This is a genomic window from Flavobacterium sp. HJ-32-4, from assembly GCF_022532105.1.
Lineage (GTDB): Bacteria > Bacteroidota > Bacteroidia > Flavobacteriales > Flavobacteriaceae > Flavobacterium.
On sequence record NZ_CP092832.1, the window covers coordinates 3,162,061 to 3,176,633 of the forward strand.

A 14,573-nucleotide genomic window follows, 5' to 3' on the forward strand; every position below is an offset into this window, starting at 1 on the left:
CGGTCCCAAAGAATAAGCCCCTGTAAACAATGCCTTTCCACTGGCAATTGTCAACCTCCAAAACAGAACCTTCCACTATGAACTATGAACCATGAACTATCAACAATCAACTTTTCCAAAAAAAAATCACTACGACTGTAACAAACCAAAACCCACCTCGTCTTTTACATATCAATCAAAACAATCAGAATCAGTAAAACGCCGGGCATTTGGTTTCGGCGTTTTTCTTTTGCATCGCTTACGTAGGTGAAAAGTCCAAAAATAAAAAGTGGTAAGGCATGCTGACCACTAGCGACTGACCTCCGACCACTACCTCCCATTTCTCCCTTTCTTCGTACCTTTAGCGGGCAAACCCGATTTACATGAAAGCATACCGTATCGGCATTTTGGCGCTGACCACATTGGTTACCGCCTGCTCGCCAAAACTCGCCCCCACACCCAAAACTGAAACTTCCTCAAAAGCAACCGTCGCGGAATTCTGGCTCACCACACCTGATAAATCCGTGCTGTTCAGTCGCCGACCGGATTTGAGTGAAGCGGAAGTCCCGTCAGAAACAACTATTGCCGTGGACGCTTCGAAAACCTACCAGGACATCGATGGGTTTGGACTCTGCCTCACCGGAGGAAGCGCGCAACTGATCAGCCGAATGTCACCAGAAGCACAAGCCGCACTCTTACAGGAGCTTTTTGGCACGGATGGCAACCACATCGGATTAAGCGTGTTGCGGCTGAGCATCGGATCATCCGATCTTGACGACCGTATCTTTTCATATGACGATCTGCCCGTCGGACAGACGGATCCGGAACTGCAACAGTTCAGTATCGAAAACGACCGCCGCACCGGCCTGATCAAAATCCTCAAAAAAATAAAAGCTATCAACCCCAGCCTCTACCTGATGGGCTCTCCCTGGTCGGCTCCTACCTGGATGAAAACCAACGGGTATGCCAAGGGCGGCAGCCTTAAACCTGAATACTTTCCAGCCTACGCACAGTATTTCGTGAAGTATATCAAGGCTATGGAGGCGGAAGGTCTACCCATTGATGCCATTACCATCCAGAACGAGCCGTTGCATCCGGGAAACACACCCAGTATGTATATGGAAGCGAAACAACAGGCGCTTTTTGTCTCAAAACACCTGGGACCTGCCTTCGCGAAAGCAGGCATCCGAACTAAAATCATCCTGTACGACCACAACTGCGACCGCCCGGATTATCCGATTTCCATCCTCGATGATCCTTCCGCCAAGGCCTTTTCCGATGGTTCGGCCTTCCACCTCTATGGCGGCTCTGTTGACGCGCTGACCAAAGTTCACGACGCACATCCCGACCGAAACCTCTATTTCACGGAACAGTGGACAGGAGGTCCGGGCGATTTCCCGAACGACCTTAAATGGAATGTCGAGAACCTGACCATCGGCGCCTCCCGAAACTGGAGCCGGATGGTGCTGCAATGGAACCTGGCCTCCGACCCACAGTATAACCCACATACCGATGACGGAGGGTGCACGTCGTGTATGGGCGCCATTACCCTCGACGGAGATAACGTGAAACGAAACGTCGCCTATTATCACCTGGCACATGCCGCGAAATTCGTCCGACGCGGATCAAAGCGCATCGAAAGTAACCTCATAGAAGGCCTTCCAAACGTCGCTTTCCTGACACCAGACGGCAAAAAAGTGGTGATTGTCGTTAACACGTCGACTGTTGGGAAGGGCTTTTCGATCGCCGCAAACGGACGGGCCTATGCCGCCTACCTGGGCGCCGGAGCCGTCGGTACGTTTATCCTTCCCTAAATTAATGTAGTATGGCCGTTTACGACATCCACTACCCCACCGCACCCGAGGTGCCTATCGTCATCAGTTCGCCCCACTCGGGCGTGGCCTTTCCCGACGACATCCGCCGGAGGCTCTATCCTGAAATGGCGGCACGACCCGACGACGCCGATTGGTTTATTGACCGACTCTACGACTTTGCCCCCTCAATGGGCATTACGTTCATTACCGCGCATTACTGTCGGTGGGTCATTGACCTCAACCGCGACCCTAAAAGCGTCCCGCTTTACAATGACGGCCGTGTGATTACGGGCTTGGTGCCCCTCACCGATTTCAACGGACGCCGCCTCTATGAGGGAACGGAACCCGACCAGGCCGAGATCGAACGCCGTGTATCGGAATTTTACGCACCTTACCACCAGAAAGTGGGTGAGTTACTGGAGGATTTGAAAGCGCGACACGGGAAGGTACTCTTGTTCGACGCGCATTCCATTCGGAAAGTAGTGCCCGGAATACAGGAGGTGCCCTTTCCCGACCTGATACTGGGCGACAACGATAGGACATCGGCGGGGTCATCCGTCATCGCTGCGGCCTACGATGCGCTGCAACGCAGCGGATACGAACTCGAACACAACACCCCTTTTAAAGGTGGATATATCACGCGTTTCTTTGGCCAACCTGACTACGGTGTGCATGCGCTTCAACTGGAAATGGCCAAAACCAATTATATGGATGACACCGAAATGGAATGGCATCCGGAACGCGCGGCCCGGATTCGGCAATTGTTGGTACGCGTATTTGAATCTTTGATAACAGAACTCGCATGACGACCTATCGGTTCAAGGGACTTCTCACAGAAAACGGATGGCTTGACGACGCCTGCGTGCGCCTTGACGAAAAAGGCATCATCCAATCGATCACAACCGGGGGCGATGGCGATTCCATTGCAGGATGTGCCCTTCCGGGTTTCCAAAACGCGCATTCCCACGCCTTCCAATATGCCATGGCCGGATTGGCCGAATTACACGAAGGCGACGGTATACCCGACGATTTCTGGAGTTGGCGGACGGCGATGTACAACCTGGCCCTAACACTCGATCCTGACCAAATGGAGGCTGTGGCGACTATGTTGTACGCTGAAATGGCACGACATGGCTATACCGCGGTGGCTGAGTTCCATTATGTACACCACGATCGCGAGGGCCGTCGTTACGACAACCTGGCTGAAATGGGCAGTCGATTGATTGCAGCCGCACAAAAAGCAGGCATCCGTATTACCCTTGTGCCGATGTTTTACCAACAGGGTGGCTTTGGGATGGCACCCCTGGAAAAACAGAAACGGTTCATCTCCACCACCTCCGACGATTATGGAAGACTGTTGGAAGCGACGGCAGCAGCGTGTCGTCATTATGAGGGCGCGCGATATGGAACCGGCATCCACTCGCTTCGGGCGGTGAAACCGGAGGACATCGTGGCAGTGACCCGTGGGATGGATGCTTCGCGACCGTTCCACATTCACGTATCGGAGCAATTAAAGGAAATAGAAGATAGTATCGTATTCCTCGGAAAACGGCCCGTACAATGGTTGCTCGACCATTGTGCAGTCAACGAGCAGTTCCACCTCGTTCACGCCACCCATTTGGATGATGCGGAAGTCAATGGTATCGCGAAAAGTGGTGCCCATGTGGTCATTTGTCCGTCAACGGAAGGCAATCTCGGCGATGGCCTGTTCCGTTATGCCGACTTCGCCGCAGCAGGTGGGCGCTGGAGTATTGGTACTGACAGTCACGTTGGACTCAACCCGTTTGAGGAACTACGGCTACTCGATTACGGTCAGCGGCTTTCGACGCATAAGCGGACGACCTATTTTCGTCCGGGAAAAGGCGACAGTGGTTTCAACGCACTCCGCATGGCGTGGGAATCAGGCCGACGCGCCATGGGAGAGCCATCCGAACACTTTTTCGCCGTGGGATCACCATTCGATGCCGTCGTGATGAAAGCCAATACCCCACTTATCGCAACAGCAAGTGTACAGAACCGATGCAACACCTTCGTGTATACGTCGGACGCCTCTGACATAATGGGAACAATAGTCTCCGGAAAATGGATTACCCGTGATGGGCAGCACCCCGACGGGGGCATACAGGAACGATTCGTGTCGACGCTTCGCGAGTTACGATTACGGTAAAAATAGAAGGCGCCCCGAGAGGCGCCTTTTTTTATTTCATGGCCGTAGTCCTGTCGGCGGTCAGCACCGAAATCTGAATAGACGAGAGATCGGCCAATGCCTCGGTTAACTGCCGTTGGGGCGTATCAAAAAGGGTGTAATCAAGTGAAATCTGGCAACAGGCGGAAGCAGTGGCATTGTACTTTTCGACTGCTTTACGCACTGCATCTACCTGCGCAGTGTGCGAATGGATGTAGTCACCCACGGAGCCGTCCTGCAACACAAATCCAGACTTTTCAAAATCGGGCGGAATGGTAGGCATACCTGTTTGTTCCGCGATGAACTGCGCTTTCAGGGCCTGGCACTTTTGGAATACGACTTCAGCCGGACCGTCAAGCCAGGTGGCCGCCCGTAACCGCGATACCAACTGCTCTTCCCTTACGAACGCGTGGGTTTTGGCTACAAAGAGTTCCTGCGAGGCGGTGGGTGTACGAATCAACATCAGCAGTAATCCGGCACCGGACACTATCAACATAGACGTTACTATCGTGTTCAGTTTGCGTTCGGCCCGTCGGATTCCGGCATAAAAGTAAAGCGGCAGGAAAACCAATAGCAGAACGGCCAGTGATCCTATCACCATAGCATTGGCGCCCGGCCAGTGTTGCATCTTAAACAAAATACCTAACGTCACCAGGATCGAACAGAACATGCCAACCAACAATACAATTTTGTCGGCGGTAGCGGCTTTCTCCTTTACTTTCAACACAAAAAGGAGGGGTAAGAAAAGGAAACTTAGCAGCACGACCCCCAGTGTGAGGAAAATCGCGGCGCCGGGCAGGTGCAGGAACTTCAATACGGTTCCGGCAATAAGGAAAGACACCGACGCGGTGCCGCTTCCCAACATTATTTTTTTCATGACGTAATAATTCTTAAAAGTTAGCAATCGGATGGTCTCTTCCTCGATCTCACCCAACTCCTTTTCGTAAAAAGAGGCGATGGTACGTCGATAGAAGCCTTCGAAGTCATCCTTCCCATCGAAGGTATCCTCGATGATACAACAAACATGGTCCAATAGGTCGTGCTGCAGGCTGACCCGCTCGATGCCACGTGCACGTATGTCATCGGCTATGAACGCTATCTGATGTTCGCTGAGGGTATACATCAGGCCGTTTGGGGCTTTATGTCAAGTAAAAACTGCATGGTCTCGAAGAACTCGGTCAACTCGGATACCTTTTCGGAAATACGGGATGAACCCTTCGGACTGAGGGAATAGTATTTGCGGACGCGTTTTCCGATAAACTCCGTCTCCACCGTCACCAACCCGTCGGCTTCCAGTGCATGCAGCGTCGGATACAATGCCCCTTCCGTTATGTGGATGCGGTCACCGCTGAGTTCCTTCACGCGTTGGGTGATTTCGTATCCATACATCCGCCCTTTCACCTCCAACTGCTTTAGCACGATGGTCTTGAGCGTTCCTTTAATCAATTCTGATGAAAACATACTAGTCGATTTATATACCTAACACAAATATACATAAGTTTATTATGTATTTAAAAAGAAAAATAAAAAAACCCGGGAAGCTCCCGGGTTTGGTATAAGAAAAAATACCTTATTCTTTGTTGTGCTCTTCTTCGATACGCTTGTGCTCTGAATCCGGAATGGTGTCGCAAAGCACTGGTGTTGCGATGAAAAGAGACGAGTACGTACCTACGACGATACCAATCAACATCGCGAAGATAAAGCCACGGATGGATTCACCGCCGAAGATAAACATAATCACCAACACGAAAATCATACTCAACGAGGTGTTAAGCGTACGTGACATGGTGGAGTTGATCGACTGGTTTACGATATGGTTGAAAGAACCTTTTGTTTTACCTCCAAGGTATTCGCGCACCCTGTCAAATACGATCACCGTATCGTTCATCGAGTAACCGATTACCGTAAGGATGGCCGCAATAAAGTGCTGGTCGATTTCCATACCGAATGGCATATACTTCCACAGGAGCGAATAAAGACCCAATACGAAGATTACGTCGTGGGCTACGGCTGCAATCGCACCAAGGCTGTACTGCCACTTACGGAAACTCACGAAGAGGTAGATGAACACGATGGCCATTGCACCAATAACGGCCCAGAATGCATTCGTCTTGATATCTTTTGCACGATCTGCGGTTACCTTATAGGAGTCAAGGATACCGGCTGTTTTACCGTCGTAAATGTTCACGAAGTTCTCATACCCCATATCTTTCACGAAGTGCTTTTTCACCGCGTCATACAACATATGGGTGATTTTCTCGTCAAGTTTCAGGGTATTACCCGTTTGGTCCATACCGTATTTGGTCACGACTTTGATCTGGTTGTCGGAACCGAATTTTTTCACCTCGGCACTTCCGAAGACTGCAATCAGCTCATCGCGGACTTCATCCGGACTTACATTCTGGTCAAAACGAACCTGATACGTACGTCCACCCACGAATTCCACGCTTTGGTTGAGTCCGTGTGTCATCAACGATACGATACAAACGATGGTAACAACTGCTGAGAAAGCATACGTCCACTTCTTGATACGTAGGAAGTCAAAGTTGAACTTCGTAAACCAGTTCTTCGACATATTCGTTACGAACGTCAGCTTACGGCCTCGGGCAGCATCGCGGTCCAGGAAGATACGGGAGATGAAGATAGAGGTATAAAGCGATGTCACGATACCGATAAGGAGTGTGATCGCGAATCCTTTGATAGGTCCTGTACCAAACGTAACGAGTACGATACCTGTCAGGATGTGGGTTACGTTCGCGTCGATGATCGAACGCATCGCACCTTTCCAACCGAACGACGTCTTGATGGCGTCCTCCAGCGATTTACCGGAACGAAGTTCTTCCTTCGCCCGTTCATAGATGATGATGTTGGCGTCAACCGCAGTACCCATTGTCAATACGATACCCGCGATACCTGGAAGGGTCAATACGAAACCGAAGTTTACCATCACACCAAACAGGAACAAGAGGTTCACGGCAAGCGCGATGTTCGCGTAAAGACCTGCACGACCGTAGTAGACGATCATCCAGAGTGATACGAGAAGAAGACCTATGATAGACGAAGTGATACCGTTGTCGATTGCTTCCTGACCCAATGAAGGTCCTACCACCTGTGACTGTACAATCTCAGCGGATGCAGGAAGTTTACCCGCACGCAGCACGTTCGCAAGGTCTTTTGTCTCTGTTACGCTGAACTTTCCAGTGATGATCGAGCTTCCACCCGAGATAGCACCTGTAGTAACACCTGGTGCAGAATATACGACGTTGTCGAGCACGATAGCGATGAAGCCTTGTGTACGGTGTGCCTCTCCTGTCATCTGTTCCCAAACGCGGGCACCGGTCGTATTCATCTGCATGGATACCGAAGGACGGCCCATTTGGTCGAAATCGTCACGGGCTTCGATGATAACACCACCGCTCAGTGGCGCTTCATCAACCTTGTTACCGCGAAGCGCGTACAAATCGGCTGATTCACCTGTTTCTTTTTTGGTTTTCTCATCAATGATAGGCTCGCTTTTACCCCATACAAACTTGGCATAGCGCAGGTTACCTGGCAACGCGGCACGTACTTCAGGGCTGCGGAGATATCCTCCGACAGTCGCCGTATCATTGATGTTGAATTTTGCTACGATCGGTCCGCCACCGCCGCCGATTACTTTACCCAGAATCGGTTCTTTTTTCAGGTCTTTCTTCGCCTTTTCGTCATCGCTCGCCAATTTGGCTGCGAGTGAATCAGCAGGCTTATCAGCGCCACCTTTCAGTTTCGCCTTTACGATGTCGTTGGCTTTGATAAGGAACGGATAAACGTCATTAGCGGTATAGGTCATCCAGAACTCCAATTGTGCCGTTTGGCTGAGGAGTGCGTTGATACGGTTTACGTCTTTTGCACCTGGAAGTTCCACGAGAATACGACCGGAATTCCCCAGACGCTGGATGTTCGGTTGCACGACACCGAACTTGTCGATACGTTTGTTCAGTACCTCAAAGGCACTGTTTACCGATTCGTCTACCTTCTCACGAAGCACTTTCTGCACTTCCGCATCGCTCATTGACGTATTGACCTTCTCAAGGTTACGGTTGGCGAAGAGATCCGGCGAACTCAATCTTGTCCCTCCGTTGTTAGCCTCAAATGCACGGAAAAACGCATCGAGGTAACTTTCGTTTCCTTGTTTGTCTTTCTCTGCAGTTTCAAGAGCCTTGAGGAAGGATGGGTTTTTCGAGTTGTTCGAAAGCCCCAGAAGGATGTCCTTTACCGAAATCTCGAGGATGACGTTGATACCGCCCTCGAGGTCAAGTCCTTTGTTGATCTTGCGCTTCGCAACATCTTCATAGGTGTAATTCAGGAAAACCTCTTCTTTTTTCTTCTTGTTCAGGAATTCAATCTCCTTAGCACTGTCTCCTTTGGCAAATTCTTTGGCCTCCTGCTCGACACCGTCGGCGATGAACGTGAACGACAACTGGTAAATACTCACCAGTCCGAACAAAATGGCAAAAAATTTAATGAGTCCCTTGTTCTGCATTATTCGTAATGTTTATTGATTTTCATTGCGCAAAATCAAATGCGCTTTTTCAATTTGTTTGGTTTCGTAAAAAATTTTCAAAAAACCCGCCAGATTTGTATTTCAGGCGTTTTTTTTAAAACAGGCAAATATATAATTAACCTCAGGATTAACCAATTTTATTTTCCGCACACACAAAAAAGACTGGCTTTGAAAGCACAGTCTTTTTCGGGTGCGTTGGATCTGTTTTAGCTCAATACCGCTTTCAGGTCGCCGTTCATACCACGGACGGCGTCGGCACTTTTCGCGAAGAGCTCTTTTTCTTTATCGTCAAGTTCAATCGCAAGGATTTCCTCGATACCATTCTTTCCAATGATACAAGGAACACCGATACAAATGTCTTGTTGTCCGTACTCGCCTTCGAGGAACACAGAACAGGCAATCATTTTCTTCTGATCGTTCAGGATGCTGTCTACCAGGTACGCCACCGATGCACCTGGTGCATACCAGGCCGAAGTACCCAGTAACTTGGTCAGCGTCGCGCCACCTACCATCGTATCGGCTGCCACTTTCTCAAGCTCTTCCGCTGAAAGGAACTGCGAAACCGGAATACCGTTATAGGAAGCCAGACGCGTCAACGGAATCATGGTCGTATCACCGTGTCCGCCGATTACCATTGCCGATACATCGTTTGCCGGCTTGTTAAGGGCTTTTGACAGGTAGTAACGGAAACGCGAACTGTCAAGCGCACCGCCCATACCGATAATACGGTTCTTCGGAAGGCCTGTTGCTTTCAGGGTCAGGTACGTCATGGTGTCCATCGGATTGGAAACCACTACGATGATCGCGTTCGGGGAATGCGCAAGTACGTTCTCGGCCACCGATTTCACGATACCGGCGTTGATGCCAATTAGTTCCTCACGGGTCATACCAGGTTTACGCGGAATTCCGGAGGTTATGACCACCACATCGCTGCCTGCCGTTGCGGCATAGTCGTTGGTAACGCCGGTCAATACGGTGTTGAAACCGGTATTGGTGGCGCATTGCATGATGTCCATGGCCTTGCCTTCCGCAAAGCCTTCTTTAATGTCAAGCAGTACGACTTCGCTCGCGATACCGCGATAGGAAATCACGTCGGCACAGGATGCTCCTACGTTTCCAGCGCCTACTATGGTAACTTTCATGATAGTATGGATTAAGTTGTTATTCAGAATTGATATTGTAGCGAAAGGTTGGTATTGACATATTTGCCAAAACCCACAAAGCCCTGTAGGAAAACCGGACCAAGATCGTAACGACCGGCCACTTCCCCAAACAGGTTGAACTGGGTTTTATATATTGACTCAAGTTCTTTATTCAGGATGTCGTGCAGCGGAAGGATATCCTCAATCTGACCCCGCTCGCCACGCACATCATATTTGAAGTGGCTGCTATTGCCGATAACAGAAGCGGAAAGTTCCCACTTCCCCCACTCTTTCGAGCCTCCTAACTGCACCTGCCAACTGTTGACATCGCTATGCAAACCATTGAGACCAAGGTTCCCAAAAGACGTAATGACATCGAGAAATTCCACGGTCACATCTTCCTTTGAATAAAGGGCCAGTGCGGCCAAATGCCATTTCTTTGCTTCCAGTTTCGGAAAATACTGGCTCAGGTTATGCTTGATCCCCACGCCGTAAATCTGGAAATCGACATGCTTCAGCACGATGCGCGGCGCATACCGGGCTACCAACTCGGTGCCGTATCCCAATCCGAGACTACCTTGCAGGTACGGATAAAGAATCGTTTCACGGTTGACGCCTTCGGGCGATTCAAGGGTAACCGGTTCACCGTTGAGGGAGCCTGTTAGATTAACCACTGAATCACCTCCGAGTGCGGTAGGTGTCTGCGCTTCCGACGTATCATCAATCGTAAAAAACGACAGATCGGAATTCTGCAGCAGAAAGTGACGTTGTGACTGCGGTACAAAGAACGTATTGAAATTGGCGCCAAGGGTAAAATCCCAACGATTCGCCTTCTTGGGTGTCGTCATCCAACCCGCTGCTGCCTGGTAGGCAATAGCGTCGGTGGCGGGCGTAATGTAACGGTCGGTAAAGAAAATCGCGTCGTCGATCATACTGTTCAGTTCCGCGATGGTTTGGTCGGTCGATTGGGCCGACAACCGCAGCGTGCTGAAAAGTGCGATTCCGCACCCGATTCCTACCAGCCGTCGTTTACGCATCGATCTTGGCGTACACCGCGTTCTTTTCGATGAACTCGCGGCGTGGCGGTACTTCATCCCCCATGAGCATTGAGAAGATCCGATCAGCTTCTGCCAGACTGTCGATCGTGACCTGACGCAACGTACGGGTATTCGGATCCATCGTGGTTTCCCACAACTGCTCGGCGTTCATTTCTCCGAGACCTTTGTATCGCTGGATATTGGCCCCGCCTCCCATGCGCTCGTTGGCAATGTCGCGTTGGTCGTCGTTCCAGGCGTATTCCTTCTTGGCACCTTTTTTTACGAGATACAACGGTGGTGCGGCAATATATACGTGTCCTTCCTCAATCAATTCCTTCATAAAGCGGAAGAAGAACGTCAGGATTAAGGTAGAGATGTGGCTTCCGTCGACGTCGGCATCACACATGATGATGACCTTATGGTAGCGCAGTTTTTCAAGGTTGAGGGCTTTCGAATCATCAGCGGTACCGACGGTTACGCCGAGTGCGGTGAAAATGTTCCGGATTTCCTCATTTTCGAAAACCTTGTGGTGCATCGCTTTTTCTACGTTCAGGATCTTACCCCTCAGTGGCAGGATCGCCTGGAACGCCCGGTCACGACCCTGTTTGGCCGTTCCGCCTGCCGAGTCACCCTCGACGAGGAAGATTTCGCATTTTTCCGGATCCTGTTCGGAGCAATCCGATAGTTTGCCCGGAAGTCCGCCGCCGCCCATGACACTTTTACGCTGGACCATTTCGCGGGCTTTCTTCGCTGCGTGACGTGCCTGTGCCGCCAGGATGACTTTCTGGACGATGATTTTGGCATCGTTCGGGTTTTCTTCCAGGTAGTTCTCGAGCATTTCCGATACCGCTTGGCTGACCGGCGACACCACCTCGCGGTTACCGAGTTTCGTTTTGGTCTGGCCCTCGAACTGTGGTTCCGCGACTTTAACGGAAATGATGGCCGTAAGTCCTTCACGGAAATCGTCCCCTGAAATCTCAAACTTCAATTTATCGAGCAGGCCCGATGAGTCGGCGTATTTCTTGAGGGTACGGGTAAGTCCCATACGGAAGCCCTGTAAATGGGTACCTCCTTCATGGGTGTTGATGTTATTGACGTACGAGAAAATGTTCTCGGTATAACTCGTATTATATATAAGTGCGACTTCAACCGGAATTTCGCTCTTCTCGTTCTCCATCGAAATCACACTGGCGATCAGCGGCTCGCGGTTTCCATCGAGGTAGCGGATGTATTCCTTGAGTCCTTCGGTCGAATAGAACGTCTCCGAACGAAATTCTCCTTTCTCATCGGTTTCGCGACGGTCCGTAAACGTGATCGTTACTCCTTTATTAAGGAAAGAAAGCTCGCGCATACGGGCGGCCAGCGTATCGTAGGAAAACTCGAGGGTTTGCTGGAAAATCTGGCTATCCGGATAGAACGTCTGGCGTGTACCCCGCTTTTCGGTTTCCCCTACGACCTTTACCGGATAGAGCGACTTTCCGCGCTCGTATTCCTGTTCGTAGATTTTTCCTTCGCGGAAGACCGTCGATTTCATGCGCTCGGAAAGGGCGTTCACTACGGAAACCCCTACCCCGTGCAGACCTCCGGATACCTTATAGGAATCCTTGTCGAACTTACCACCGGCACCGATTTTGGTCATGACGACCTCAAGTGCGGAAACACCTTCTTTTTTATGGATATCGACCGGGATACCACGGCCATTGTCTTCTACCGTGACCGATCCGTCTTCGTTTATGGTAACACCTATGGTATCGCAATGCCCGCCCATCGCTTCGTCGATCGAGTTGTCGACGACCTCATAAACGAGGTGGTGGAGACCGCGCACACCGACGTCACCAATATACATCGAGGGACGCATCCGAACGTGCTCCATTCCCTCAAGTGCCTGAATGCTGTCGGCGGAATAGTTATTTTTATTGATTTCTTCGCTCATATTTTGCTTCTGAATGGCTTTTTTTCATTCACCGAACAAATATAGCAAAACAGACCCCGAAACCGCCGTAAACGCGCTTATTTAAAGCAAGAAGTTATTAACATTTTTTGTGGATGCCGGCTGTGTTTTCGGGTGCTCGCGTCGGAAAAAGACAAGCGCCGGAAAAACCGGCGCCCGCTTACAAACAAACTATATAACTACACTAAACTCCCTCCGCGATAATCGATTTGGCGATATTCGTATCTGCCTGGATATGAGCGGCATTTGCCCGTCCGCTCGGGTCGGTGTTCTCCTGCCATTTTGGTATCCATTTCCGGACGGTCTGCGCGGCACTGACTTGTGGAAAGTGCTTGTGGAAGATCCGGCGGTAGTAGAACGCTTCTTTCGTGGTCGGCGTGTTATACGGAAACAACTCGGATGCCTTTTCGAATTCCGCATCCGTTACTTGTGAAGCCGCGAATTCGATTAGGGTATCGATCCAACTATAGCCCACGCCATCGGAGAACTGTTCTTTCTGGCGCCACAATACTTCATCGGGAAGATAGGGCTGCTCAGGGGTATCGAAGGCTTTCCGCAGTATGCATTTTTCGACACCGTCATAGGTTTTAGGCTGTTTTTCTTCCGGACGGATAGCCATCGCGACATCGAGGAACGCTTTATCAAGGAACGGCACCCGCGCTTCGAGTCCGTGTGCCATGGTCGACTTATCGGCCCGTAGCAGGTCGGCGGTGAACAGCTTCTGTACGCGTTCGATCGTTTCTTTCTGGAAATCATCGGCCGTTGGGGCATTACGGAAATAGAGGTAGCCACCGAACACTTCGTCTGCGCCTTCGCCTGAAAGCACGACTTTGATGCCTTTTTCGGTGATGGCTTTGGCCAGGAAGTACATGGGTGTACTCGCCCGCACGGAGGTCACGTCGTAGGTTTCAAGATGCCAGATAAGTTTATCCAGGATGTCAATGCCCTGCTCGATCGTGAAATGGATTTCATGGTGTTCGGTTCCGAGGAAGGCCGCTACCTTACGGGCCGCTTTCGCGTCAGGCGCCTCCGGGTCGAGTCCGATAGAGAACGAATGCAACGTCTTTCCCTGTTCTTTCAACAACCGCGCGGCAATGGAAGAAGTGAGGGATGAGTCGAGTCCGCCCGACAACAATACGCCAATCGGCACGTCGCTCATGAGTCGTTTGCGCGTTGCCTCGGTCAGGGTCTCGCGAATAAGGTCGAGGTTGGCATCGGCTACCGCCGTGCGATAGTCTTCGTATTCCGGGCGGTAGTATTTTACAAAACCGGTTTTTGGTGTATAGTAATGTCCGGGCGGGAAGGTCGAAAACGTACGGCACTGGTCGGCTAACGGTTTCATTTCCGACGCAAACCACACGCGACCGCGCTCGTCGAGTCCGTAATACAAAGGCTTCACCCCCATCGGGTCGCGGCCGGCGATGAAATCGTCTCCATCGATTACGACAAAGGCGAAGTCGCCGTCCAGCATGTGTACGAAGTCATAGCCGAACTTCTCATAGAGGTGCACGATGACCTCTGAATCCGACTTCGAGCGGAAGGTATGGTCTTTCAGGATCGTATCCCGCAGTTCCTGGTGATTGTAGATTTCGCCGTTGTGCACCATCCAGGCCGACTTGCAACCTTTGATGGGCTGACGTCCTGAATGAAGATCGATGATCGACAGGCGCTCGTGGCTCAGTATATGGCCATTTTCGGTAATGTGGAGATCGCTTTCATCCGGTCCGCGGTGCGACATCCTTTTTGAAAGCTGCCGTACCAGTTCTTCGTTCTTTCCTTTTCCAATAATGGCTAAAATCCCACACATACTAATTCGCTATTACTTTTTCGTTGAAGCAAATTTGCAGGGTTTAGTTACGATTCAAAACTATATATAACTTTTAGATATAAATTATACACTAAATAAAGGTTATTTATTATAAATC

At 50.6% G+C, this 14,573-nt stretch carries 10 protein-coding genes; 3 read left to right on the forward strand and 7 right to left on the reverse strand.

What is annotated here, in order from left to right:
• Positions 1 to 362: 362 nt before the first annotated feature.
• The 3 genes from MKO97_RS13545 to hutF are packed head-to-tail and all read left to right on the forward strand — an operon-like array spanning position 363 to position 3,960.
• Entirely contained in the window at positions 363 to 1,793 is a 1,431-nt protein-coding gene (locus tag MKO97_RS13545) for a glycoside hydrolase family 30 beta sandwich domain-containing protein (RefSeq protein WP_241103746.1), read from the forward strand.
• A gap of 11 nt (positions 1,794 to 1,804) precedes the next feature.
• Positions 1,805 to 2,599 (forward strand): N-formylglutamate amidohydrolase, encoded by a 795-nt coding sequence (locus MKO97_RS13550; RefSeq protein WP_241103747.1) that lies wholly within the window; start codon positions 1,805 to 1,807, stop codon positions 2,597 to 2,599.
• Positions 2,596 to 3,960: a formimidoylglutamate deiminase gene (gene hutF / locus MKO97_RS13555; RefSeq protein WP_241103748.1), complete on the forward strand. Its 1,365-nt coding sequence runs from the start codon at positions 2,596 to 2,598 to the stop codon at positions 3,958 to 3,960. Before MKO97_RS13550 ends, hutF begins: the two co-directional genes overlap by 4 nt.
• 31 nt (positions 3,961 to 3,991) lie before the next feature.
• Here the strand turns inward: hutF and MKO97_RS13560 are convergent, their stop codons facing one another.
• The 7 genes from MKO97_RS13560 to asnB form a co-directional block, all read right to left on the reverse strand.
• The gene (locus MKO97_RS13560) at positions 3,992 to 5,101 is read right to left on the reverse strand and encodes a hypothetical protein (protein WP_241103749.1); all 1,110 of its coding nucleotides are present in this window, start codon (positions 5,099 to 5,101) and stop codon (positions 3,992 to 3,994) included.
• Complete coding sequence (locus tag MKO97_RS13565; RefSeq protein ID WP_241103750.1) at positions 5,101 to 5,439, reverse strand: PadR family transcriptional regulator; 339 nt, start codon at positions 5,437 to 5,439, stop codon at positions 5,101 to 5,103. Before MKO97_RS13565 ends, MKO97_RS13560 begins: the two co-directional genes overlap by 1 nt.
• A 109-nt stretch (positions 5,440 to 5,548) precedes the next feature.
• Positions 5,549 to 8,497 carry a protein translocase subunit SecDF gene (secDF, locus tag MKO97_RS13570; RefSeq protein WP_241103751.1) on the reverse strand — a complete coding sequence of 983 codons (2,949 nt, stop codon included), beginning with the start codon at positions 8,495 to 8,497 and terminating at the stop codon, positions 5,549 to 5,551.
• A 227-nt stretch (positions 8,498 to 8,724) separates the two neighbouring features.
• Positions 8,725 to 9,660, reverse strand: coding sequence for a malate dehydrogenase (locus MKO97_RS13575; protein ID WP_241103752.1), 936 nt, complete (start codon positions 9,658 to 9,660; stop codon positions 8,725 to 8,727).
• A gap of 23 nt (positions 9,661 to 9,683) precedes the next feature.
• On the reverse strand, positions 9,684 to 10,697 hold the full coding sequence (locus MKO97_RS13580) for a DUF6588 family protein (RefSeq protein ID WP_241103753.1): 1,014 nt from the start codon (positions 10,695 to 10,697) through the stop codon (positions 9,684 to 9,686).
• Positions 10,690 to 12,630: a DNA topoisomerase (ATP-hydrolyzing) subunit B gene (gene gyrB / locus MKO97_RS13585; RefSeq protein ID WP_241103754.1), complete on the reverse strand. Its 1,941-nt coding sequence runs from the start codon at positions 12,628 to 12,630 to the stop codon at positions 10,690 to 10,692. The genes MKO97_RS13580 and gyrB overlap by 8 nt, the downstream gene beginning before the upstream one ends.
• 202 nt (positions 12,631 to 12,832) lie before the next feature.
• A complete protein-coding gene (asnB, locus tag MKO97_RS13590) occupies positions 12,833 to 14,455 on the reverse strand; it encodes an asparagine synthase B (protein WP_241103755.1) in 1,623 nt (540 codons plus the stop codon).
• Positions 14,456 to 14,573: the final 118 nt, after the last annotated feature.

Coding starts and splice junctions, on each gene's coding strand:
- hutF (WP_241103748.1), top strand. CDS start 2,596: ATGACGACCTATCGGTTCAAGGGACTTCTCACAGAAAACGGATGGCTT.
- secDF (WP_241103751.1), bottom strand. CDS start 8,497: ATGCAGAACAAGGGACTCATTAAATTTTTTGCCATTTTGTTCGGACTG.
- MKO97_RS13560 (WP_241103749.1), bottom strand. CDS start 5,101: ATGTATACCCTCAGCGAACATCAGATAGCGTTCATAGCCGATGACATA.
- MKO97_RS13580 (WP_241103753.1), bottom strand. CDS start 10,697: ATGCGTAAACGACGGCTGGTAGGAATCGGGTGCGGAATCGCACTTTTC.
- MKO97_RS13575 (WP_241103752.1), bottom strand. CDS start 9,660: ATGAAAGTTACCATAGTAGGCGCTGGAAACGTAGGAGCATCCTGTGCC.
- asnB (WP_241103755.1), bottom strand. CDS start 14,455: ATGTGTGGGATTTTAGCCATTATTGGAAAAGGAAAGAACGAAGAACTG.
- gyrB (WP_241103754.1), bottom strand. CDS start 12,630: ATGAGCGAAGAAATCAATAAAAATAACTATTCCGCCGACAGCATTCAG.
- MKO97_RS13545 (WP_241103746.1), top strand. CDS start 363: ATGAAAGCATACCGTATCGGCATTTTGGCGCTGACCACATTGGTTACC.
- MKO97_RS13550 (WP_241103747.1), top strand. CDS start 1,805: ATGGCCGTTTACGACATCCACTACCCCACCGCACCCGAGGTGCCTATC.
- MKO97_RS13565 (WP_241103750.1), bottom strand. CDS start 5,439: ATGTTTTCATCAGAATTGATTAAAGGAACGCTCAAGACCATCGTGCTA.